General features: G+C 29.3%; 26 protein-coding genes, 2 tRNA genes and 1 pseudogene. All 29 read left to right on the top strand.

Annotated elements, in window-relative coordinates:
• The first annotated feature begins 646 nt into the window (after positions 1 to 646).
• The 29 genes and pseudogenes from rpmH to JWF52_RS08475 all read left to right on the top strand — a co-directional run bounded on the left by rpmH (position 647) and on the right by JWF52_RS08475 (position 23,979).
• Positions 647 to 781 (top strand): 50S ribosomal protein L34, encoded by a 135-nt coding sequence (gene rpmH / locus JWF52_RS08615; protein ID WP_007285206.1) that lies wholly within the window; start codon positions 647 to 649, stop codon positions 779 to 781.
• 77 nt (positions 782 to 858) lie between these two features.
• Positions 859 to 1,212: a ribonuclease P protein component gene (gene rnpA, locus JWF52_RS08610; protein WP_208333169.1), complete on the top strand. Its 354-nt coding sequence runs from the start codon at positions 859 to 861 to the stop codon at positions 1,210 to 1,212.
• Between the two features lie 83 nt (positions 1,213 to 1,295).
• Positions 1,296 to 1,490 carry a membrane protein insertion efficiency factor YidD gene (yidD, locus tag JWF52_RS08605; RefSeq protein WP_502711250.1) on the top strand — a complete coding sequence of 65 codons (195 nt, stop codon included), beginning with the start codon at positions 1,296 to 1,298 and terminating at the stop codon, positions 1,488 to 1,490.
• A 31-nt stretch (positions 1,491 to 1,521) separates the two neighbouring features.
• The gene (locus tag JWF52_RS08600; protein ID WP_208333167.1) at positions 1,522 to 2,223 is read left to right on the top strand and encodes a YidC/Oxa1 family membrane protein insertase; all 702 of its coding nucleotides are present in this window, start codon (positions 1,522 to 1,524) and stop codon (positions 2,221 to 2,223) included.
• Positions 2,195 to 2,821: an RNA-binding cell elongation regulator Jag/EloR gene (gene jag, locus JWF52_RS08595; protein ID WP_208333166.1), complete on the top strand. Its 627-nt coding sequence runs from the start codon at positions 2,195 to 2,197 to the stop codon at positions 2,819 to 2,821. The genes JWF52_RS08600 and jag overlap by 29 nt, the downstream gene beginning before the upstream one ends.
• A 126-nt stretch (positions 2,822 to 2,947) precedes the next feature.
• A complete protein-coding gene (mnmE, locus tag JWF52_RS08590) occupies positions 2,948 to 4,327 on the top strand; it encodes a tRNA uridine-5-carboxymethylaminomethyl(34) synthesis GTPase MnmE (protein WP_208333165.1) in 1,380 nt (459 codons plus the stop codon).
• Positions 4,328 to 4,493: 166 nt separating this feature from the next.
• Positions 4,494 to 6,388: pseudogene (gene mnmG, locus JWF52_RS08585) on the top strand (tRNA uridine-5-carboxymethylaminomethyl(34) synthesis enzyme MnmG).
• Positions 6,378 to 7,097, top strand: coding sequence for a 16S rRNA (guanine(527)-N(7))-methyltransferase RsmG (gene rsmG / locus JWF52_RS08580; protein WP_208333164.1), 720 nt, complete (start codon positions 6,378 to 6,380; stop codon positions 7,095 to 7,097). The pseudogene mnmG and the gene rsmG overlap by 11 nt, the downstream one beginning before the upstream one ends.
• A gap of 186 nt (positions 7,098 to 7,283) precedes the next feature.
• Complete coding sequence (noc, locus tag JWF52_RS08575; protein WP_208333163.1) at positions 7,284 to 8,069, top strand: nucleoid occlusion protein; 786 nt, start codon at positions 7,284 to 7,286, stop codon at positions 8,067 to 8,069.
• A gap of 54 nt (positions 8,070 to 8,123) precedes the next feature.
• Positions 8,124 to 8,897 (top strand): ParA family protein, encoded by a 774-nt coding sequence (locus tag JWF52_RS08570; protein WP_208333162.1) that lies wholly within the window; start codon positions 8,124 to 8,126, stop codon positions 8,895 to 8,897.
• A 1-nt stretch (position 8,898) separates the two neighbouring features.
• Positions 8,899 to 9,774, top strand: a complete 876-nt coding sequence (locus JWF52_RS08565) for a ParB/RepB/Spo0J family partition protein (RefSeq protein WP_208333161.1) — start codon at positions 8,899 to 8,901, stop codon at positions 9,772 to 9,774.
• A gap of 16 nt (positions 9,775 to 9,790) precedes the next feature.
• On the top strand, positions 9,791 to 10,936 hold the full coding sequence (locus JWF52_RS08560; protein WP_208333160.1) for an aminotransferase class V-fold PLP-dependent enzyme: 1,146 nt from the start codon (positions 9,791 to 9,793) through the stop codon (positions 10,934 to 10,936).
• A 184-nt stretch (positions 10,937 to 11,120) separates the two neighbouring features.
• Positions 11,121 to 12,413, top strand: coding sequence for a helix-turn-helix domain-containing protein (locus JWF52_RS08555; RefSeq protein ID WP_208333159.1), 1,293 nt, complete (start codon positions 11,121 to 11,123; stop codon positions 12,411 to 12,413).
• 152 nt (positions 12,414 to 12,565) lie between these two features.
• Positions 12,566 to 13,156 (top strand): sulfurtransferase-like selenium metabolism protein YedF, encoded by a 591-nt coding sequence (gene yedF, locus JWF52_RS08550; protein ID WP_208333158.1) that lies wholly within the window; start codon positions 12,566 to 12,568, stop codon positions 13,154 to 13,156.
• An 85-nt stretch (positions 13,157 to 13,241) separates the two neighbouring features.
• Positions 13,242 to 13,505 carry a putative Se/S carrier protein gene (locus JWF52_RS08545; protein WP_208333157.1) on the top strand — a complete coding sequence of 88 codons (264 nt, stop codon included), beginning with the start codon at positions 13,242 to 13,244 and terminating at the stop codon, positions 13,503 to 13,505.
• Positions 13,506 to 13,521: 16 nt separating this feature from the next.
• Positions 13,522 to 13,704 (top strand): DUF951 domain-containing protein, encoded by a 183-nt coding sequence (locus JWF52_RS08540; protein ID WP_208333156.1) that lies wholly within the window; start codon positions 13,522 to 13,524, stop codon positions 13,702 to 13,704.
• A gap of 89 nt (positions 13,705 to 13,793) precedes the next feature.
• Entirely contained in the window at positions 13,794 to 14,996 is a 1,203-nt protein-coding gene (locus JWF52_RS08535; RefSeq protein WP_208333155.1) for an aminotransferase-like domain-containing protein, read from the top strand.
• Positions 14,997 to 15,400: 404 nt separating this feature from the next.
• On the top strand, positions 15,401 to 15,679 hold the full coding sequence (gene rpsF / locus JWF52_RS08530; RefSeq protein ID WP_042277465.1) for a 30S ribosomal protein S6: 279 nt from the start codon (positions 15,401 to 15,403) through the stop codon (positions 15,677 to 15,679).
• Positions 15,680 to 15,713: 34 nt separating this feature from the next.
• Positions 15,714 to 16,160 (top strand): single-stranded DNA-binding protein, encoded by a 447-nt coding sequence (locus JWF52_RS08525; protein ID WP_042277462.1) that lies wholly within the window; start codon positions 15,714 to 15,716, stop codon positions 16,158 to 16,160.
• A gap of 19 nt (positions 16,161 to 16,179) precedes the next feature.
• Positions 16,180 to 16,407, top strand: a complete 228-nt coding sequence (gene rpsR / locus JWF52_RS08520; RefSeq protein ID WP_042277459.1) for a 30S ribosomal protein S18 — start codon at positions 16,180 to 16,182, stop codon at positions 16,405 to 16,407.
• A 95-nt stretch (positions 16,408 to 16,502) separates the two neighbouring features.
• Positions 16,503 to 16,823, top strand: coding sequence for a MazG-like family protein (locus JWF52_RS08515; protein WP_081712297.1), 321 nt, complete (start codon positions 16,503 to 16,505; stop codon positions 16,821 to 16,823).
• Positions 16,824 to 16,830: 7 nt separating this feature from the next.
• On the top strand, positions 16,831 to 17,787 hold the full coding sequence (locus JWF52_RS08510) for a DUF2232 domain-containing protein (protein ID WP_208333154.1): 957 nt from the start codon (positions 16,831 to 16,833) through the stop codon (positions 17,785 to 17,787).
• Between the two features lie 10 nt (positions 17,788 to 17,797).
• On the top strand, positions 17,798 to 19,792 hold the full coding sequence (locus tag JWF52_RS08505; RefSeq protein ID WP_208333153.1) for a DHH family phosphoesterase: 1,995 nt from the start codon (positions 17,798 to 17,800) through the stop codon (positions 19,790 to 19,792).
• 50 nt (positions 19,793 to 19,842) lie between these two features.
• Entirely contained in the window at positions 19,843 to 20,241 is a 399-nt protein-coding gene (rplI, locus tag JWF52_RS08500; RefSeq protein WP_353654896.1) for a 50S ribosomal protein L9, read from the top strand.
• A 24-nt stretch (positions 20,242 to 20,265) separates the two neighbouring features.
• Positions 20,266 to 21,594 carry a replicative DNA helicase gene (gene dnaB, locus JWF52_RS08495; RefSeq protein ID WP_208333152.1) on the top strand — a complete coding sequence of 443 codons (1,329 nt, stop codon included), beginning with the start codon at positions 20,266 to 20,268 and terminating at the stop codon, positions 21,592 to 21,594.
• Positions 21,595 to 21,810: 216 nt separating this feature from the next.
• Positions 21,811 to 22,119 carry a hypothetical protein gene (locus JWF52_RS08490; RefSeq protein ID WP_208333151.1) on the top strand — a complete coding sequence of 103 codons (309 nt, stop codon included), beginning with the start codon at positions 21,811 to 21,813 and terminating at the stop codon, positions 22,117 to 22,119.
• 78 nt (positions 22,120 to 22,197) lie between these two features.
• Positions 22,198 to 23,487 carry an adenylosuccinate synthase gene (locus tag JWF52_RS08485; protein ID WP_208333150.1) on the top strand — a complete coding sequence of 430 codons (1,290 nt, stop codon included), beginning with the start codon at positions 22,198 to 22,200 and terminating at the stop codon, positions 23,485 to 23,487.
• A gap of 336 nt (positions 23,488 to 23,823) precedes the next feature.
• Positions 23,824 to 23,899: transfer RNA gene (locus tag JWF52_RS08480), tRNA-Lys, on the top strand.
• A gap of 5 nt (positions 23,900 to 23,904) precedes the next feature.
• A tRNA-Glu gene (locus tag JWF52_RS08475) sits at positions 23,905 to 23,979 on the top strand.
• Positions 23,980 to 24,002 lie beyond the last annotated feature (23 nt).

Raw genomic sequence — 24,002 nt, 5'->3', positions numbered from 1 at the left:
TTTCCACAAAGTTATTAACAAAAAACGCAAAATTTTATATAAATTTTACATAATAATAAAAGTTATGGATAACGATGTGGATAATATATTAATAACAAAAATTATTCCTTAAAAGTAAAAAGATATAAACAATATGTATATAAAGTTATAAATAGTATCAATATATAATAAATGTAGATTATAACTAAAGTATTATCTTATTAGTTATAAGTTATTCACATTTATATCCACAGCTTGTGTATAACCTTGATAAGTTAGTATATGTAATTAACATTTTCCACAAGTATATTAATAATATCAGAATAAATGCCAAACTTCAATATTTTATACTCAATTTATCCACAATATTAAGTGCTTGTTGATAAATTAGTACACAATAGTATTTCCTTATATATATATCGAAATATATCGAAAAATATCGACAGAATACAAAGACTTATCGACAATTATTTTAGGTCTTTATTTGTATAAAATATGTGTAAAAATAAATCATCTATTAATAGAAGAACATTTGTTATTTCAACAGTTCAAAAACACATTGACAACAAATATAAAAGCATTTATAATTGTATGTGTTATGTTTACTTTGAGGGTAAAGTTATTATTTTTAATAAACGGAAATAAAATCTGAAAGGCGGTGCAATAAATGAAAAGAACTTATCAGCCAAAGAAAAGACAAAGAAAGAAAGAACACGGATTTAGAAAAAGAATGAAAACTTCTAACGGAAGAAACGTGTTAAAGAGAAGAAGAGCTAAAGGAAGAAATAGATTAACTCATTAATAATTAAAAAAGGCCACTAAAAGTGGCCTTTTTGTGTAGGAATTTATATTAGAGGCTGTGTTTATGGAGGATTTAAGATGGACTTTAAAAATACAAAAGGTTTAAAAAAAGACTCTGATTTTAGGAAAGTGTATAAACACGGCAAGTCTTTTGCAAATAGATATTTAGTAATGTATATACTTGAAAATAAATCAGATTCTAGTAGAATAGGAATTTCGGTATCTAAAAAGGTTGGAAATGCGATTACTAGAAATAAACTAAGAAGAAGAATAAAAGAATGTTATAGACTAGATATTGATGAAAACGTTAAAGAGGGTTTTGATATAGTTTTTATAGCCAGAGTTTCAAGTAAGGATTCTGAATATAAAGATATAGAAAAGTCTATAAAACATTTAGCTAAAAAGTCTAATATTATAAATATAAAAAAATAAAAATGTTTTAACAGGAGGTTTTGAATTTGAAAAGGATAACTTTTATATTAAGCCAACTAAATGAATATTCTTCTAAATTATGTATTTATCTAGTTAGGTTTTATCAAAAGTTTATATCTCCACTTAAAGGACCTACCTGTAGATTCTATCCAACGTGTTCGCAATATTCATTAGAAGCCTTTAAAAAGTACGGTTTTTTTAAAGGTATGTTTTTAACAATAAAAAGAGTGTCAAAATGTCATCCATTTCATCCGGGAGGCTATGACCCTTTAAAATAAAATAGATAAGGTACTCTAGGAGGTAGAGAAATTGAACTTGATAAGTAATTTATTAGGAGACGTCCTAAGGATAATATTTGAATTTGTTCAACAATACGGTTTTGCAATAATAATATTTACTATATTTGTAAAGTTATTATTATTACCACTAACTATTAAACAAACAAAGTCTACAAAAGCAATGCAAGATATGCAGCCAAAAATGCAAGAAATACAAGAAAAGTATAAAAATAAGCCAGAGAAGCAACAACAAGAAATAATGAATCTATACAAAGAATATAAAGTTAACCCATTAGCAGGATGTTTACCACTATTAATACAAATGCCAATATTAATAGCATTATTTAATGTATTAAGAGAACCTGTAACTTATGGAGTTTTCGCTAGTCAAGCTGCGTTTACAAATGCAGATGTAGGATTTTTATGGATACAAAGTTTAACTAAGCCAGATTATATATTAGCTGTACTTTCAGGGGCGAGTACGTTTGGAATGCAAATGTTAATGATGCCAAAGGATCAACAACAAGGTTCAATGAAAATCATGACATATGTTATGTCTGGTATGATGCTATTATGGGGATTCAAATTCCCAGCAGGTCTTACATTATACTGGACTGTAGGTAACTTATTTGCTATAGCTCAACACTACTTAATAATGAATCCTTTAAAAGCTAAACTGGCTAATTCTAAGGAGGAAGTAATAGATGAGAAGAAGCCTAGAAATAAAAAGTAAGAACCAAGAAGAAGCATTAAAAAAAGCATTAGAACAACTAAAAGTTAAAGTCGAAGACGTAGAAATTGAAATTTTAGAAGCTCCAACAAAAGGGTTTTTAGGATTTATAGGTTCTAAAGAAGGTACATACAAATTTACAGTAGTTGAAAGAGAAACTGATTTAGCACATGAATTTGTAAGTAACATACTTAAAAATGCAAATGTCGAAGCTAATGTTAATGTTAGCCAAGAAAATAATTTAATCAAAGTGAATATAGAAGGTAAAGAAGCAGCATGTTTAATTGGTAGAAGAGGGGAAACTCTAGATTCTATACAATTTTTAACAGGACTTGCTCTTAACAAAATAAACAAGGATTCTAATATGAGGGTACTTGTAGATATCGAGAATTATAGATCTAAAAGAGAAGAATCTCTAGTAAGATATGCAAATAAAGTAGCTAGAGAAGTAGCTAAAACTAGAAAAACTAAAAGGCTAGACTATATGAATCCTTATGAAAGAAGAATAGTTCATTCTGCTCTTCAAAATGACAAGTATGTAACTACATATAGTGAAGGAACTGATCCATATAGAAGACTAGTAATAGAGTATAAAAGATAAAACTTAACCTCCTAGATAATAGGGGGTTTTATTTTTGTTATTTATTTTATATAATGTTAAGATTAAGGAAACAATTAAAAGTAACGAATATTAATTTGAAAATTTATATACTAAGAGGTGATAAATTTGTTTATAGATGATACTATAGCAGCAATTGCAACAGCACCAGGTGAAGGTGGTATAGGAATAATAAGAATTAGTGGAGAGAGATCTTTAGAGGTTGCTCAAGAGATTTTTAAATCTATGTCGAATAAGTTAATAAAGGACTATAGACCAAGAACACTAATATACGGAAATATAGTTGATAATGAAAATGTAATAGATGAAGTTTTACTAGCTTATATGAAAGGTCCAAACTCATATACAGCAGAAGATGTTGTAGAAATAAATTGTCACGGTGGATTTATATCAGTTAAAAAAATATTAGAACTTATATTATCGAAAGATGTAAGATTAGCAGATGCTGGAGAATTTACAAAGAGAGCATTCTTAAATGGTAGAATAGATTTATCTCAAGCAGAAGCGATTATAGATGTAATAAAAGCAAAAACGGATACGGCTCATGATGTTGCTCAAAGTCAATTAGAAGGTTCTTTATCTAAAAAAATTAGAGAATTAAGAGGAAATGTAACCGAAGTTTTAGCTCACTTAACTGTTTCAATAGATTTCTCTGAAGAAGATGTTGAAGAAATAACGTATAAAACACTTAAAGATAAAGCACAAGCTCTAAAAACTGAAATAAAAAAATTATATGATACTGCCGAAAGTGGTAAAATATTAAGAGACGGATTAAAAACAGTAATAGTAGGAAAACCAAATGTAGGTAAATCATCATTACTTAACTCTATATTAGGAGAAAATAGAGCTATAGTTACAGATATAGCTGGTACTACAAGGGATGTTATAGAGGAATTTGTAAATATTAAGGGTATTCCTTTAAAAATAGTAGATACAGCGGGTATAAGAGAAACGGAAGATATAGTTGAAAAAATAGGTGTCGAAAAATCTAAAGAATCTATAAGTAGTGCCGATTTAGTTATAATGGTGTTAGATGCATCAAGAAAATTATCTGAAGAAGATATAGAGATATTAGAAAACCTTAAAAGTAAAAAATCAATAGTTTTACTAAATAAGACAGATTTAGAACAACAAATAGAAATAGATAAAATAAGAAAATATGTCGATAGTGAAAGTATAATAAAAATATCAGCACTAAGACATGAAGGAATAGAAGAATTACATGATAAAATAGAATCAATGGTATACAAAGGTAGTGTGAAACATTCTTCTAATTTAATGATTACAAACTCTAGACATAAAGATGCATTATTAAAAGCATATGAATCTATAAATGATGCTATAAATGCAATAGATCAAAATATGCCATATGATTTCATAGAAGTTGACTTTAAAAACATATGGGATTACCTAGGATATATAAACGGAGATACAGTTAGAGAAGATTTATTAGATACGATATTTGCCAACTTCTGTATAGGAAAATAAAATTCGCTTCGCTTAAGCCATTGCATGGACGATACTCTTCATATCGCCAACGACCTAAAGTGGATCGCCCACACGTGGCTCAGAAATCAGGTACGTTACTCAAACTTAAAATATATATAATGTTTATCGTGAAACATTAATGTTTAACAGAAAGGATATTAACATGATAAATTTCAATGCAGGAAAATATGATGTAATAGTAGTTGGAGCAGGACATGCTGGATGTGAAGCTGCTCTTGCTACTGCAAGAATGGGACATAAAACATTAATTGTAACAATGTCTTTAGATTCAATTGCCCTTATGCCATGTAACCCATCAGTAGGTGGAACAGGAAAAGGTCAATTAGTAAAAGAAATAGATGCTTTAGGCGGACAAATGGGTATAAATGCAGATAAAACAATTATACAAAGTAGAATGTTAAATACTGCAAAAGGACCAGCGGTACACTCATTAAGAGCACAAGCAGATAAGTTTAAATATCATACAGAAATGAAAAGAACTATAGAAGATGAACCTAATTTAGATGTAGTTATGGATGAGGTAATTGATATAGTACATGAAGATAATGTTGTTAAAGGTATTGTAACTAAGCTTGGATGTATATATGAATCAAAAGCAGTTATACTTGCAACAGGAGTGTACTTAAACTCTAAAATATACATGGGAGAGGTTTCTTTCTATGAAGGACCTAACGCATTAGGATATGCTAAGCATTTAACTGAAGGGTTAGTTAAGCTTGGATTAAATATGAGAAGGTTTAAAACTGGTACTCCAGCAAGGATTCATAGAGATAGTATCGATTTCTCAGTTATGTCTATCCAAGAAGGAGATGAAAAAATAACTCCATTCTCATTTTTAACTGAAGATTTAAAGATAGATCAAGAGCCTTGCTACTTAACAAGAACTAATATAGGTACACATGATATTATAATGAATAACTTAAATAGATCGGCAATGTATAGTGGTAAAGTAGAAAGCACAGGAGCTAGATACTGTCCATCTATAGAAGATAAAGTTGTTAGATTTAATGATAAAGAATCACACCAAATATTTATAGAACCAGAAGGTATGGATACAAAAGAGATGTATATTCAAGGTATATCTACAAGCTTACCTTATGAAGTACAGTTACAAATGTATAAGAGTGTAGCAGGTCTTGAAAATGCAAAAATAATGAGGCCAGCTTACGCAATAGAATATGATTGTATAGATCCGACTCAATTAAAGATAAGTCTTGAAATTAAAGGAGTAGAAAATTTATTCAGTGCAGGTCAATTTAATGGTACTTCAGGATATGAAGAAGCAGCAGCTCAAGGACTTATAGCTGGTATAAATGCAGCACTAAAAATAGAAGGAAAAGAACCTTTTGTTTTAGATAGATCTGAAGCTTATATAGGTGTTTTAATAGATGATTTAGTTACAAAGGGAACTAATGAGCCATATAGAATGATGACTTCTAGATCAGAGTATAGATTATATTTAAGACAAGATAACGCAGATATGAGACTTACTCAAAGAGGATATGATATAGGCTTAGTTAAAGAAGAAAGATATCAAAGATATTTAAATAAAAAAGCAGAAGTTGAAAAAGAATTAGAAAGATTAAAACTGAAAGAGTAACTCCTAAAGAAGTAAATCATTTATTAACAGAAATGGGAGCATCAGAAATAAAAGTAGGTTTATCTTTATACGATTTCTTAAAACGTCCAGAAGTAACATATGAACTAATCCAATCTATAGGAAAAGGTGCAGATGAAAATGTTTCTGATGAAGTTAAAGAACAATGTGTAATAATGACAAAGTATGAAGGATATATAGATAAGCAATTAAAACAAATAGATCAGTTCAAAAAGCTTGAAAATAAAAGATTACCAGAAAAAATAGATTATCTATCAATAGATGGTCTTAGGATAGAAGCAAGACAAAAACTTGATGCTATAAGACCTATATCTATAGGACAAGCGTCTCGTATATCAGGGGTTTCTCCAGCAGATATATCAGTACTTCTTATATACTTAGAGCAAATGAGGAGAACTAGAGGAGGAAAAAATGAGCAATAGAGACATATTAGCAAAAGGTCTTTGTGATTTAGGAATAGATGTTAATGATAAGATGCTAGATAATCTAAAAGTATATAGAGATATGCTAGCGCATTGGAATCAACATATGAACCTTACAGGTATAGTTGAAGAAAAAGAGGTATATATAAAACACTTTTTAGATTCTATATCTGCTGTTAAAAATGGATATGTAAAGAACGGAATGTCTTTAATAGATGTAGGAACTGGAGCAGGGTTTCCAGGACTACCTTTAAGAATATGTCTAGAGAATTTAGAAGTTACATTACTAGATTCATTAAATAAAAGAATAAACTTTCTACAAGAAGTTTCTAAAAGTGTAGGAATTGATAATATAGAATATATTCATGGTAGAGCTGAAGATTTCGGAAAATGTGAAGAGTATAGAGAAAAATATGATATCGCTACAGCAAGAGCAGTAGCCGGTTTACCAGTCTTAATGGAGTTTTGTATTCCGTTTATTAAGGTTGGAGGACACTTCGTATGCTTAAAAGGTCCAAATGCAAACTTAGAGTTAGAGGAGTCTAAGGCGGCTATGGAAGTTTTAGGGGTTGAATTTATCGAAAAGATAGATGTCAAACTTCCTGAGTCAGATTTAAATCATAATATTTTAGTTTTTAAAAAAGTAAAAAATACGCCAGAAAAATATCCTAGAAAAGCAGGGAAACCAAGTAAAAATCCTATAAAATAAAAATCTATTTAGGTCGAAATTAGTTATTTCCTGAGAAATAACTAATTTTCTACCAAAAAAGAAATAAAATAGAAGGATTATATAGGTATATGAAGAAATATTATATTCATATATCTAAATGCGTATTAATTTGTAGGGAACTACTTAAATTTTAATATATTTATATCTATATGAGAGAGGGATGTTATGGAAGAGAAAAGAGTTATGGAGATACCAATAGAACAAATAGTTCCAAATCCATATCAACCAAGAAAGGTATTTTCACAGTCGGCATTAGAAGAACTAAGTAATTCTATAAAGGTTTACGGGATACTTCAACCTATAACAGTTAGAATGAAAGATGATAAATATGAATTAATTGCAGGAGAAAGAAGGCTAAGGGCTGCTAAATTAGCAAAACTTGAAGCTATTCCAGTTATTATAAATAATATGTCTGATGAATCTTCTGCAGTATTAGCATTATTAGAAAACTTACAAAGAGAAGACTTAAACTTCATAGAAGAGGCTATGGGTTATGAAAACTTAATAAGAGAACATGATTTTACACAACAACAATTAGCTGAGAAGCTTGGTAAAAATCAATCTACTATAGCTAATAAGCTTAGAATATTAAGACTTTCAAGTGAGATAAAAATAAAGCTAGTGGAAAATAATTTAACAGAAAGACATGCTAGAGCTTTACTTAAGTTACCAAGTGAAGAGTTAATGAAGGAAGTTTTAGATAAAGTAATAAAAAATGAGCTAACTGTAAAGAAAACAGAAAAGTTGATAAAGGATATCCTAGAAGATCTAGAAGCTCCTAGTGAAGCTGATAAAAAACAAAATGTAAAAGGTTCTATGGCTATAAGAATATATTTAAATACCATGAAACAAGCCTTTGATGCAATAATAGGTACAGGAATTGAAGCTAAGTATAATGAAATAGACAAGGGAGATTATATGGAAGTTGTTGTAAAGATTCCTAAAAAGTAAAAAGGTTACTGCATGCAGTAATCTTTTTTTAAAATAGACAGGGGGGGAAATCTTATGATCAAAGTTATAGCAGTATTTAATCAAAAAGGTGGAGTTGGTAAAACAACTACAAATGTAAATTTAAGTGCAAGTATGGGAAAAATGGGGAAAAAAATATTAGTGTTGGATTTAGATCCACAAGGAAATACAACTAGTGGATATGGAGTAGATAAAAATTCTGTTGAAAATACTATTTATGAAGTAATGTTAGATAGTTTAGATATAAGAGAAGCTATAATAGGTACGGAATTTGATAATGTTGATATAGTTGCTGCTGCAACTGAGCTATCAGGCGCAGAAATAGAATTAACAACTATGAAAGATAGAGAATTTATATTAAAAAATGCATTAGAGCCTATAAGAGAAGAATATGATTATATATTTATAGACTGTCCACCATCTTTAGGTATGCTTACTATAAATAGTCTTACTGCTGTAGATAGTGTTTTAATACCGATACAATGTGAGTACTATGCATTAGAAGGAGTTAGTCAACTGATGGAAACTATAAAGTTAGTAAAATCTAGACTAAATCCAAGTTTAGATATTCAGGGCGTAGTGCTTAGTATGTTTGATGGGAGAGCAAACCTATCTATACAAGTTGTAGAAGAAGTAAAAAGATATTTTAAGGGAAGTGTTTATACAACGCTTATACCTAGAAATGTAAGATTAGCAGAAGCACCAAGTCATGGCAAACCAGTAATTTATTATGATTCTAAATGTAGAGGTACAGAAGCATACATGGAACTAGCAGAAGAATTTATAGATTTAGAGGAGGACATAATATAATATGGAAAAGAAAACAACTAAAAGAACGAATAGACTAGGTAGAGGTCTTAGCGCGTTAATACCTGATGCAAAAGAAGAAATAGATCAAAAGGATATTGTAAACATTGAATTAAGCAAAGTATATCCAAATGAAAGCCAACCAAGAAAAATATTTGATGAGGAAAAAGTAAAAGTATTATCTGATTCAATAAAACATTATGGAGTATTACAACCAATAGTTGTTAAACCAGATGATAATGGGAAATATATGATTATTGCAGGTGAGAGAAGATATAGAGCATCTAAAATGGCTAAAAAGAACGATATACCTGCTGTAATAAAAGATATACCAATGAGAGATATAATGGAAATAGCTCTTATAGAAAACTTACAAAGAGAAGACCTAAATTGCATGGAAGAGGCATTAGCATATAAAGGTTTAATAGAACACTATAATGTAACTCAAGAAGAAATATCAGAAGCTGTAGGAAAAAGTAGACCTCATATAACTAATACATTAAGATTATTAAATCTTAGTGAACCAGTTGCAGAGATGGTAGAAAGAGGATACTTAACTGCAGGTCATGGTAAAGCACTACTTAGAGTTGTTGATTTAGATTCACAATTAAGTTTAGCTAATAAAGTTGTGGAAGAAGAACTTTCAGTTAGAGTTACAGAAAACTTAGCTAAAAAAATATGTGAAAGTGGCACTGAAGAAGTTATAAAAAAGGAAAAAGAAAAAGATATATTCATAGTAGATGTAGAAGAAAGACTTAGAAATATATTTGGAACGAAAGTAAATATTTCAAAAGGAAAGAAAAAAGGAAAAATTGAGATAGAATACTATAATGACGATGACTTAAATAATATAGTATCTATGTTACTTGAAGAAGCATAGAGAAAGGAAACCTTATATGATTTATTTAGACAATGCAGCAACGACATATCCAAAGCCAGATAGGGTTTATAATGCAGTAATGGATTGTATGAAAAACTACTGTGCTAATCCAGGAAGAGCAGGCCATAAATTAGCTATGAAAGCAGCAAGAGAGATATATGATGCAAGAGAAAATATAGCTAAGTTGTTTAATATAGATAACCCAATGAGTATAGTATTTACTAATAATGCTACGGATTCTTTAAATCTAGCTATTAAAGGTGTAGTAAAAAGTGGAGATCATATAGTAACAACAAGTATGGAGCATAATTCTGTAATAAGACCTATAAAATCTTTAGAAAAGCATGGAGTAGAAAATACTATAGTTAAATGTGATAAAGATGGATTTTTAAATATAGAAGATTTAAAAAAAGCGATAAAACCAAACACAAAGTTAATAGTTACAACTCATGCATCAAATGTATGTGGAACAATAATAGATATTAAATCAGTTGGAGATATTGCTAAAGATAATAATATATTATACTTAGTAGATGCATCTCAAACAGCGGGAGTATATGATATAAATGTAGCTAAAATAAATGTGGACATGATAGCTGCTCCAGGACATAAGTGTCTATTAGGTCCTCAAGGAACAGGTATTTTATATATAAGAGATGGATTAAATGTTAATATCCTAAAAGAAGGTGGAACAGGAAGTAAATCTGAAGAATTATTCCAACCAGAATTATTACCGGATAAATATGAGTCAGGAACTCATAATACTCCAGGAATTGTAGGATTAAATGAAGGTATAAAATTTATATTTGAAGAAGGTATAGAGAATATCAGATCTCACGAAGAAGAATTATGTCAATATATGTTGAATAAGTTAGAAAACGTACCAAATATAACTATATATGGACCTAAAGATAGTAAAAAAAGAGCTGCTGTTATATCTATAAATATAGATAATATAGATTCTGGAGAAATAACATTTTTATTAGATAGTGAATATGATATAGCCACAAGGTCAGGTATACATTGTTCACCTCTAGCTCACGAGACTCTTGGAACATTAGAGCAAGGGGCTGTTAGGTTTAGTTTAGGATACTTCAATACAAAAGAAGATATAGATAAGGCTGTTAAAGCTCTACAAAATATATCAAATAATAATCGATAAAAAAACCTGAGGTTATGATGGAATAATTTACCATTATAGCCTTATTTTTTACAAAAAATAGTAAAAAAACTAGCAATTTATAGAAAACAAACGAATAATGTAAAACTTTAAAAATAGTTAGTGTTTTTAAGATAAATATAAGTTATAATCATATTATAAGAAAATGTTTTCAAGGGGGAGCTATATGGAAATTCTGAGTTTAGGAGAGAAGATAAAAAAGTTAAGGAAAGAAAAAAATATGACTTTAAAAGAATTAGCAGGAGATAGGATTACAGCAGCTCAAATAAGTCATATAGAAAGAGATAAATCACATACTAGCCAAGAGCTACTAGATTACTTAGCTCAAAGATTAGGAGTTAGTGTAGATTATCTTATAGAAACCAAAGAAATGCAATCTAAAAAAATAACAGATAACCTAATACTTCAAAGTGAAGTTTATATTAAGTGTAATGAATTAGAAAAAGCAGAAAGACAAATAAATGATATATTAGACATATGTAAAGAATTCAATTTAACAGACAACTACGGAAAATGTAATTTGTTATTAGGAAATATAAACTTAAAAAGAAAAAACTACTCTCTTGTAATAAATAATTTTGAAAAAGCATTATATTTCTTTATAAAAAATAATGATAAAGAAAACATATTTAATTGTTATTTAAATATAGGAAATGTATATATGATAGAAGAATTTTATAAGGGTGCTATAAGTCAATTTAATTTTGCAGAAGAAGTACTAGAAGAAATTCAACTAGAAGATAAGAATATACACAGAAATTTATACAGCAAAATGGCTTGTTCATATATAAAATTAAATGACCCAGAAAAATCATTAGAATATATAGAAAAAATAAATGAAATAGAAAACCAAAAAAATTTAAAAGAAGAAGTAGATATGATTATCTTAAAAGCAAATAATCTTTTAAGCGTAGGAAGACATGAAGAGTCAAAAGTATACTTTAAAAGAGCTCTAGAAATCTTAGAAAAAGAAGAAAATAAAACTGGCCTGGCTAATGTATATTCATTAATATCTGACATATATAAAAATATGGGAGATAATCAAAAATCTCTAGAATATTCACATAAAGTTTATAGTATAAAACAACATGACGAAGATGAATATGCTGTAAATAGTTTATTAAAAATAATAGAAGCTCATATAGATAATGATGAATACGAATTAGCTAAAAAATATTGTAAAATAGCTTTAGCATCATCAATAAAATATAAGAATAAATTTAATGAATATAAAGTTCTTAAATACTATTCACAAATGTACAAAAAACAAAATGAGAATGTAATGTCTATAGAGTATTTATCTAAGTGTATAAGTATAGTATCAGACTTAGGTAATGAAAAAATCCTAGCAGATTTATATATAGAATTAGGACAATTATATACTGATATATCAAAAGAAAAAGAATTAGAATACTACCAAAAAGGAGTATCTATGTATAAGAATTTAGAAATAATATAAAAGGCTCTTTAATAAAGAGTCTTTTTATTTATATAAATTTGTAAAATAAAAAGACTAGGTTAATCTATATGGTTATAGAAATAATCTATAACAGATAAAATTATATCTATGATAGAATAAATTGAAATAAGTTTAAAGAGAGGGGTAAAGTTATGTTTATAGAAGTAGATGCAAGAGGATTAGGTTGTCCTAAGCCAGTTATAAATACAAAAAAAGAACTAGATAAAATAGAACAAGGAATAGTTGTTACTACAATTGATAATAAAATAGCAAAAGAAAATATACTAAAATTAGCAAACTCGCTAAACTGTGAGACAAAAATACTAAAAGAAGAAAAAGATTTAATTACTATAGAGATAAAAAAGGGAGAAAATGTTATAATAGAAGAACCTAAAAAGGAACAATTAGAAGATAAATGTATATTTATATCTTCAGATAAAATGGGTCAAGGAAATGATGAACTAGGAGAAGTTCTTATAAAGGGGTACATATATACATTAACAGAAGCTAAACCTTACCCAAAACACATAATACTTGTTAATTCAGGTGTAAAACTAAGTGCACAAAATCCTAGTACTATAGAAAATCTTAAAATACTAGAATCTTCAGGAGTAGAAGTTTTATCTTGCGGAACATGTTTAGATTACTATAATTTAAAAGAAGATTTAAAAGTTGGTTCTGTTACAAATATGTATACAATAGTGGATATAATGAATAATTCATCACAAACTATATCTATATAATTAGTTTATTAGGCTACATAGGTTATATGTAGCCTTAATTTAAATATAAAGTGACAATATAAGTAATTAAGAAAGAGGTAATAAAATGAACGAAATGTACATAGTATCATTTAACTCAACGCATCATGCTATAAAAACAGATAAGATATTATCAGAAAATGAAGTTACATCAACTACACTTCCAACACCTAGAGAGATAACTGCTAGTTGTGGTATATCAATAAGATTTTTATATAATGATATAGATAAAGTATCTAATATATTAAAAGATAATAATATAGAATATAAAGGAATATTCCATATAAAAAGATTAGAAGATGGTAAAAAAGAAGTTAAAAAAATAGACTAAAAAGGAGTGAATATTTATGCCAATGGATCTTAAGGTTGGTAATGTTGTTGAGATGAAAAAACAGCATGCTTGTGGGTGTAAAGAATTTGAAATAACGAGAACAGGAATGGATATCAAGATAAGATGTATACAGTGTTCTAGATTAATTATGCTGGATAGAGAAACCCTTGAAAAGAGAATAAAAAAAATCATAAAATAAGGTCAAAAAAAGAATAAAGTTAGTATCGAAATGATATTGAGTTTGCTATAATTAAATTGAGGATAACATTTTCAGGGGGTGCCTTAATTATGGCTATTAAATTTGCAAGTAGGATGGATGGATTGAAAGGGTCAGAAATTCGTGAGATTTTAAAACTTACGGAGAAACCAGGAGTCATATCTTTCGCTGGTGGACTGCCAGCTCCAGAATTATTTCCAGTTGAGGAAATGAAGAAAATATCAACTTTAGTTCTTGAAGAATCAGGAATGGAAGCGTTGCAGTATACAACGACAGAAGGATTTCCACCTTTAAGAGAGCATATAGCCGATAGAATGAATAGCAAAAGTAAAACAAATATCACAAAAGACGATATATTAATAACTAATGGATCGCAGCAAGGATTAGACTTTGCAGGAAAGGTGTTTTTAGATGAAGGGGATGTAGTCTTGTGTGAAAGTCCATCATATTTGGGTGCTATAAATGCATTTAAATCTTATTGCCCTAAATTCATTGAAGTTCCAACCGATAATCAAGGTATGATTATGGAAGAACTAGAAAAAATACTAGACAAAACTGAAAATGTAAAAATGATTTATGTAATACCAGACTTTCAAAACCCTACAGGAAGAACATGGCCATTAGAAAGACGTAAAAAGTTTATAGAAGTAATAAGTAAGTATGAAATACCAGTAATAGAAGACAATCCATATGGAGAATTAAGATTTGAAGGTGAAAGCCTACCGTCTTTAAAATCAATGGATAAAAAAGGATTAGTAATCTATCTAGGAAGTTTCTCAAAAGTATTTTGTCCAGGTTATAGAATAGGCTGGACATGTGCGTCACCTCAAATCCTAAGCAAATTTGTATTTGTAAAACAAGGAGCAGATCTACAAGCATCAACTATATCCCAAAGAGAAGTCAGTAAATTCATGGACATATATGATTTAGATAAACACGTAGAAAAATTAAAAGCTGTATATAAAAATCGTAGAGACTTAATGTTAAATACGATGAAAGAAGAATTTCCAGAAGGGTTAGAGTATACTCATCCAGAAGGCGGTCTATTTACATGGGTACAATTGCCTGAATATTTAGACTCTAGAGAAATTATGAAAGAGTGTGTAGAAAATAGCGTTGCATACGTGCCAGGAGGATCATTCTTCCCGAATGGAGGAAAAGAAAACTGCTTTAGATTAAATTACTCTAATATGCCTAATGAAAGAATAGTAGAAGGAGTAAAAAGATTAGGCATTGTTTTAAAGAAATACATGAAAGAGGAAGCAAAAGCTTAAATGTTAATATAAAATCAATTACTTTATAAATACATATTTAGAGTAATTAAAGATGATAATTAGCATCTTATTAATTTGAGATGCTAATTATCATTTTTTGAAAATTATAAATTATAATATTATAATTTTCTTATAATAAAAAAAGGTGGTCTGACGACCACCCTTTTTGGGAGATTGGGATGAAATATATTTAAGTTATGGGGCTATATAACTATATTATTATCCAACATAATTAAATATATACGTATCAATTACAAAAAAAGCTGTAATAATATTAGAAGAGGTGTAAATTCAAATTGACATTTACATAAAGTGATGATAAAATGTGTAGGTATGAGATTTAAGTCTCATTTCTCTGCTCTACTTAGTAGAGCCGTTAAGTCCAAAGGGAGGTGAATTATAAAATGAGAAATTATGAATTAGTTTTCGTAGTAAAGCCAAATGCTGATGAAGAAGCAAGAGAAGCTGTACTTAACAAAGTTAAGGAAGTTGTTGCTACTGAAGGTGAAGTTGTTAAAGTTGACGTATGGGGAACAAAGAAATTAGCTTACCCAATAGCTAAGTTTACTGAAGGTCACTACGTATTAGTTAACTTCAACGCTGGTGTAGAAGTACCTAAAGAAATAGATAGAAACTTAAAGATAAACGAAAACGTAATAAGACACATGATAGTTGTTGCTTAATAACTAGTTTTATTATGTAAAAGGCGGTGTTATTATGAACCATGTTGTATTAGTGGGTAGATTAACTAGAGATCCCGAGTTAAGATACATCGCGGGAAGCGGAACTCCTGTTGCTAACTTTGCAATAGCTGTTGATAGAGAATTCTCAGGTAAAGATGGGAAAAAAGAAACTGACTTTATAGATATACAAGTTTGGGGTAAATCTGCAGAGAATTGCGCTAACTATATAGGTAAAGGAAGTTTAGTAGCTGTACAAGGTTCTATAAGAATCGATAGCTACCAAAATCAAGCTGGAGAAACTAGAAGAGCTACAAGAGTTAATGCTAACAGAGTACAATTCTTAGATACTAAAAATAAATCTGAAAGTTCATATAAAGGGAATCATCAAGGATTCGAACCGAACTTCGAACCAAGTTTTGAGCCAAAAGGACTAGATCCTCAAGGATTCCAAGCTATAGATGATGATGATATCCCATTCTAGAAAAGGAGGGAAATTTACTATGATAAACAAAAAGAGACGTAAAAAGAAAAGAGTTTGTCAATTCTGTGCTTCTAAAGATGCTAGAATAGACTACAAAAACACTCAAAGATTAACAAAATACGTAACTGAGAGAGGTAAAATATTACCAAGAAGAATCTCTGGAACTTGTGCTAAGCACCAAAGAGAGTTAACAGTTGCTATAAAGAGAGCTAGAAACATAGCACTTTTACCATATACATTAGACTAAGAAAAGGACGAGCCCTATGGCTCGTTTTTTTGTATATCGGGTTAAATCTTCTATGATTTATGATATAATGTTTATATATTAAGGAGGGGGCAACTTTGAGATTAGATAAAAGTTCAGATATAACCAAAAATGTAAAAATAATGGAATGGATGAAGACAGAATTAATACTAAGTTTAGGGGATTTATTTAATTTAATCTTCAAGGGTGTAAAGCCTTTAGATGAGGCTCTTCAAGACACTTTAGCAAATATTATTATGATAACATATCTTTTAGGAAAAAGATTGGGTATAAGTTTTACAGAGATAGATTATAAGGTAAAAGAAAAGATAAAAATAGGAATAGATGAGAACCATAGTGTAGAAAGTTGGTATGGGGATTTATCTAATCTGAAAAAACATATGGATAATAAGGAGTGATTCTAATTTGAGTAATAAAGTAAGGCTATCACAAGCATCAATGATAGTTACATTAGGAATAATATTATCTTTAGTAACAATGTATGTGCCAATGCTTGGCATATTAAGCTTAGTGATACCAGTGCCTTATGCAATGATAAGTACACTAACAGATAATAAGTACTCTTTTCTATCATTGGTGGCTACATTTTTTGTACTTATGTTTGCAGTAAATCCTATTTATTCTGTAAATATATGTATATTGAAGGTTTTACCAGCAATAGCTATAGGTAGCATAGCTAGGGAACACCTAAAACAAGGAGAAGTTAATAAATTTGAACCAATATATATGGGTATAATAGCAAATGTAGTATGTGTCATTATTTTCTTCTTAATATCAAACTCAATATTTGGAAGAAATATATTAGAAGATTTTATGACAGTTATGAAAGAAGGTATGACTACACAATTTGAACTTTTCAAAAAAGCAGGGGTGGACCTAGGAGAAGGAGTTAATGTTAGCAGTATGGTAGATCTTACTAGAAACATGCTTCCAACTTTACTATTTTTAATAGGTACAATATTATCTTTTATAACTTACTACGTTGAAGTATTCATTTTAAAAAGGGTAAAAATAGTGAATTTACCGTTACCTAAAATATCAGATTTTTATTTACCAGGAAATGCAGTAACAATATCATTTTTGTTATATATGGTAGTTTTACTTGCAGACATTATAGGTATAAATATGCATACAGAGTTAATAATGCTTAACTTGCAGTTTGTATTTAATTTTATGTTTATGATCCAGGGAATATCAGTTTGTATATACTTCTTTAGAAAATGGATTAGACAAGGTGCAGGAAGAATGATATTAACATATGGATTAATTTTAAGTTTACTTGGATTTATGGGAGTATCTTTCGTTGGAATGCTAGATAGTATAATTGACTTTAGAAAGGTAAGAAGCTACAAATCCACTTAGGAGGGTAGAAATGAGGAATAAACTAACCTTTAAAATGAATATGCCAGAAATAAATTTATATATAGTTATTATAGGTATAGCAAGTACTATACTACTTTTTTATAACGTATATATAGGCTGTTTATTTTTCTTCGGTTTTGTATATATAGTTGCTCACAATTGGAGAATAACTAATATCAGGCGAAAAGAATGGACTAATTATATTCAGAATTTATCATTAGATATAGATGAAACTACTAAAAAAGCTATATTAAACTTGCCTATACCTTTATGTATACTTGAGTTTGATGGAAGTATATCTTGGTATAATAGTAAGTTTAATGATATGGTAGAATCACCAGAGTTATTAGGTGTAAATATTGACAATATAGTCAAAAATCTAAATCTGAGGAAAGTCCTTAATGAAAATAAGGAGATGTATACTGATATAAAATATAAGGATAGAGAGTATACAATTGTTTATAATGTAATAAAAAATGAAAAAGAAAAAAATGCGAAATATTTAATGATGCTGTATTGGTTAGATAAAACAGATCACTTAAATCTTCAAAAACAATATGAAGATGAGAAAAATTCAATGATGTTAATCCAAATTGATGGATATGAAGAAGTATTAAAAAGTACAGAAGAAGACAAAAGACCATTAATAAACGTTGAAATAGAAAAGATGTTAACATCTTTAGAAACAGAGACAAAAGGTGGACTAAAAAGAACTTCAAAAGATAAATTTGTTCTTGTTATGAATAAAAAAGAACTAAAGAAATTAGAATGTGATAAGTTTTCTATATTAGATAAGATAAGAAAAATTGACTATGGAAACAATCTCCCAGTAACGATAAGTATGGGAATTGGAATAGATGGCGATACAGTAAATGAAAATCTAAAGCTTGCATCTGGAGCTCTTGACCTAGCATTAGGTAGAGGTGGAGATCAAGCTGTTATAAAAACTAAAGATAAATCAGTATTCTATGGAGGAAAATCAAAAGCCATAGAAAAAACAACAAAAGTAAAATCAAGACTTATAGGCCATGCATTAAGAGAGGTAATTTTAGAAAGCGAAAATATATATATAATGGGACATAAGTACCCTGATATGGATGCAATGGGGTCTGCCGTTGGTATTTATGATATATGTAAATCGTGTAATAAATTTGCCAATATAGTGTTAGAAGAAAGTAATGAATCTATTGAAGAATTTACTAAAAGGTTAAACTCAATGGATTATTATAAAAACATGTTTATAGATCAAGATACTGCTATAAAAAATTGTACAAAGAATACTTTAGTTATAGTAGTCGATACTCATAGACCTAACCACACAGAATGTGAAGAACTACTAAATATATCAGATAAAGTTGTTGTTATTGACCACCATAGAAGAGGTGTAGAATTTATAAATGACACGGTGTTATTATTCCATGAGATATATGTATCATCTACTTGTGAGATGGTTACAGAATTAGTTCAATATATGGAAGATAATGTTAAAATAAATAAACTAACAGCAGAAGGATTGCTTGCAGGTATAAGTCTAGATACAAAGAATTTTGCATTTAAAACTGGTGTTAGAACGTTTGAAGCAGCTTCGTACCTTAAAAAGGTTGGAGCAGACACTGTAGAAGTTAAAAAGTTATTTAACTCAGATATAAAAGACTTTATAACAAAAGCAGATATAATACAAAGTAGTAAAATAATTGATAATAATATATGTTTAGCATACTCTAATGTAGAAATAGATAATATAAACATAGTTATTGCACAGGCTGCAGATGAATTACTAAATATAAGGGATGTAGAAGCATCTTTTGTTTTAGGTAAAAAAGGCAACAAGATATTTATAAGTGCAAGATCATTAGGTAAAATAAATGTACATGTCCTTATGGAAAAGCTAGGCGGAGGAGGTCATATAGATATGGCTGGTGCCCAAGTAAAGGACGTTTCACTTCAAACCGCATATAAAATGGTGCAGGATATAATAGAAGAAAACCTAAAGGAGGATAAATAGATGAAAGTTATATTATTAAAAGATGTAAAAGGAACTGGAAAAAAGGAGAAATGAAAGAAGTAAGTGATGGATACGCAAGAAACTTTTTATTCCCTAAAAAATTAGCAGTGGTAGCTGATAATACATCAGTTAAAGAATTAAAAGAGAAAAATAAATCTCAAGAAATAAAGGCTCAAAAAGAATATGAAGCAGCAGTAGAACAAGGAAAGAAAATGGAAGAAATGAACGTAGTTATCTACTCAAAAGCAGGAGAAGGCGGAAGACTATTTGGTTCAATAACTTCAAAAGATATAGCAGAACAATTAAAGAAGCAACATGGAGTAGAAGTAGATAAAAGAAAGATATCATTAGATGAGCCGATAAGAGTATTAGGTTCAAGAAAAGTAGATATAAAAATACATCAAAAAGTAACAACTACAGTAAGAGTTGATGTAAAAGAAAAACAATAGTCTAAACACTTGAGGTGATAAAAAATGGAGGATATGACTAGAATTCCTCCACATAGTGTGGAATCAGAACAATCTATATTAGGTTCTATATTACTTGATAAAGATGCTATGATAACAGTCAGCGAGACTATAAGACCAGATGACTTTTATAAAGAAGCACATAAAATTATATATGAATGTATGATAAAGTTAAGTAATAAAGGTGAACCTATAGATTTAATAACATTAACAGAAGAATTAAGAAAACAAGGTCACTTAGATGATGTTGGTGGTATAAGTTATATAACCAGTCTTTCTACAATAGTACCAACAACATCTAATGTTAAATACTATGCTGATATAGTAAAAGAAAAATCAGTGCTTAGAAAGCTTATAAAGGCTTCTAGCGATATAATAAATTTAGGATATGATGGATCGACTAAAATAGAAGATGTTTTAGATAAAGCTGAAAAGAAAATATTTGATATATCTCAAGAAAAAGCTAGTGATGACTTTAAGTCCATAAATTTAGTGCTAATGGATGCTTATGATATGATTGAGCATCTATATAGCTCTAAAGCCGAAATGACAGGTATAACGACTGGATTTACAGACTTAAATAAAAAGATAAATGGAATGCAAAGAACGGATTTACTATTAATTGCAGCTCGTCCAGCTATGGGTAAAACTGCATTCTCATTAAATCTCGTTCAAAATGCAGCCTTAAAGGGTGATGCGTCAGTAGCTGTATTTAGTCTAGAGATGTCTAAAGAACAGTTAGTACAACGTATGTTATCAGCTCAATCAAATGTTGAGCTTAACAAGTTAAAAACAGGAAAGCTTAATGAAAATGATTGGCCAAGAATAATTGATGCAATGGCAGTTTTATCGAATGCAAAAATACATATAGATGATACTCCAGGTATTAAAATTTCAGAGTTGAGATCAAAATGTAGAAAATTAAAAATAGAGCAAGGATTAGATTTAATATTAATAGACTATCTTCAACTTATGGAAGGTGAAGGTAATAATGAAAGTAGACAACAAGAAATATCTAAGATTTCGAGATCTTTGAAAATTATAGCAAAAGAACTTAATTGTCCTGTAGTTGCATTATCTCAGTTATCTCGTGCGCCAGAGCAAAGGGCTGACCATAGACCAATGTTATCAGACTTAAGAGAATCTGGAGCCATAGAACAGGATGCTGATATAGTAATGTTTCTATATAGAGATGAATATTATCATCCAGATTCAGAAAGAAAAAATATTGGTGAAGTTATAATAGCAAAAAACAGACATGGTGAAACTGGCTCGGTGGAACTAGTTTGGCTGGGTGAAGTTCAGAAATTTGCTGATAAATCAAGGGATATGTAGTTTCAAAAATATCAACAAATATCCACAGAACATACTTTTGATAAGCTCGAAATGTGTGGATACATGTCCTAAATTATGTATAAACATTGAAATTTAGGCAAAAAATTATCCACACTATCCACAGAACACCTGTTGATAAATGTGAATAACGTAAAAAGCAAGCTATATAGCTTGCTTTTATTGTTTATAAATACAAAATTGTATGGGGGAAAAAATGTGTTGAATATAAATGTATTATATATATATCCAAAAATAATAGAAGTAAACAGAGAAATTAATTTATTTAGAATAATTGATAAAAATTTAAAAGAAACAGTAATAGTTTACTGTGAAAAATTAGATAATGAATTTAAAATATATATTACTAACACTATGCATGGGCAGGTTGAAAATATATGTAGCGTTAAAAGTCTAGAAGAACTAGACATTTGGATGAATAAATTTAAAGCTTTAGAAAAAGATATTATAAGTATAGATAATTTAGAAAATATAGAAAAATACATATTAAAAATTTACAAAAAGTAAAAAAGTTTGAAAACATATCGAATGTTTGATAAAATGTATTAGTAAAGTGTTCGAATATCTATGATAGAGGTGAATGAAATGAAGACAGTTGCAGTTGTAGGATCTCAATGGGGAGACGAAGGAAAAGGTAAAGTTATAGATTACCTTGCTACTCAAGCAGATGTAGTAATAAGAGGACAAGGCGGAAATAATGCTGGACATACTCTAGTGGTTGGAGGAAAAAAATTTGCTCTACGTTTAATACCATCAGGAGTTTTAAATCCTAATATAGTAAATGTAATAGGAAATGGTATAGTATTTGATCCAAAAGGTTTCTTAGAAGAAATAGAGATGCTTAATAAAGATGATATAGATACAAGAAATATAAAAATAAGTGATAGAGCTCATGTAGTGTTCCCATATCACAAAGAATTAGATGCTTTAGCTGAAGAAGCTAGAGGAGATAACAAAATAGGTACTACTAAAAAAGGTATAGGACCTTGTTATATGGATAAAACTGAGAGATCAGGAATAAGAATATGTGATTTAATGGATAAAGACATATTTGCTCAAAAATTAAAACCACAAATAGAAGCTAAAAATAAGTTAGCTACAAATATATATGGTAAAGAAGCTATGTTTGACTTTGAAACTATATATAATGAATACTTAGAGTATGCTGATAAAATAAGACATTATGTTGCAGATACTTCTGTAATAGTTTACGATGCAATAAAAGCAGGTAAAAAAGTGTTATTTGAAGGTGCTCAAGGGACATTATTAGACTTAGATTTAGGTACGTATCCGTACGTTACTTCTTCTCATCCAGTATCAGGTGGATTTGCTGTAGGAGCAGGTGTAGGACCTAATATGATAAAGGATGTTGTAGGTATAGTTAAAGCTTATACTACAAGAGTAGGAGAAGGACCATTTGTTACTGAATTAGACAATGAAATTGGTGAACAAATAAGACAACAAGGTCGTGAGTTCGGAACAGTAACAGGTAGAGCAAGAAGATGTGGTTGGTTTGATGCTGTTATAGTTAAATATGCAGCTAGAGTAAACGGATTAACTAGTATATCTTTCATGTTACTAGATGTTTTAACTGGATTCGATAAAATAAACATATGTACAGCCTACAAAATGGGAGACAAAATAATAAATGATTTCCCAGCTTCATTAGAAGATTTAGCTAAGTGTGAGCCTATATATGAAGAATTAGATGGATGGAATGAAGATATAACAGGAGTAGAGAAGTTCGAAGATCTTCCTGAAAATGCAAAGAAATATATATCTAGAATAGAAGAATTAGTTGGTGTAAATGTTGATATGGTTTCAGTAGGACCAAACAGAACACAAACTATAATAAGAAAAAATATATTCTGTTAATAAATAAAGCATAGTAAGATATTATCTTGCTATGCTTTATTTATTTAACAAAAAATTTCCATATATTTTTACTAAATATGGTATAAAATTTTAGTAAAAACACATAAAAATCTATAAAAATGAAACTTTTTATCAAAAAAATGTTTAAAAATTAAAGTGATTAAAATGAGTATATTACTGGATTTGAGGTATTTTGTAATTATATTTTCAAATGTTATTTGAAAAAAATAAAAAAAGTTTAAAAAAAGTGTTGACGAAAGTTTAATCAGATAATATAATATTATTTGTGAGCGAGAGAAATCGCGAAACAAGTCGAAAGACAACTAAGTAAAAGATGATCCATTAGCTCAGTCGGTAGAGCACCTGACTTTTAATCAGGGTGTCCCGCGTTCGAGTCGCGGATGGATCACCATTTATGGCCCATTGGTCAAGCGGTCAAGACACCGCCCTTTCACGGCGGTAACAGGGGTTCGATTCCCCTATGGGTCACCAATTTCCCGGGACTATAGCTCAGC

The organism is Clostridium sp. CCUG 7971 (assembly GCF_017590215.1).
GTDB lineage: Bacteria > Bacillota > Clostridia > Peptostreptococcales > Peptostreptococcaceae > Faecalimicrobium.
This window is presented reverse-complemented; position numbering and strand designations above follow the sequence as displayed.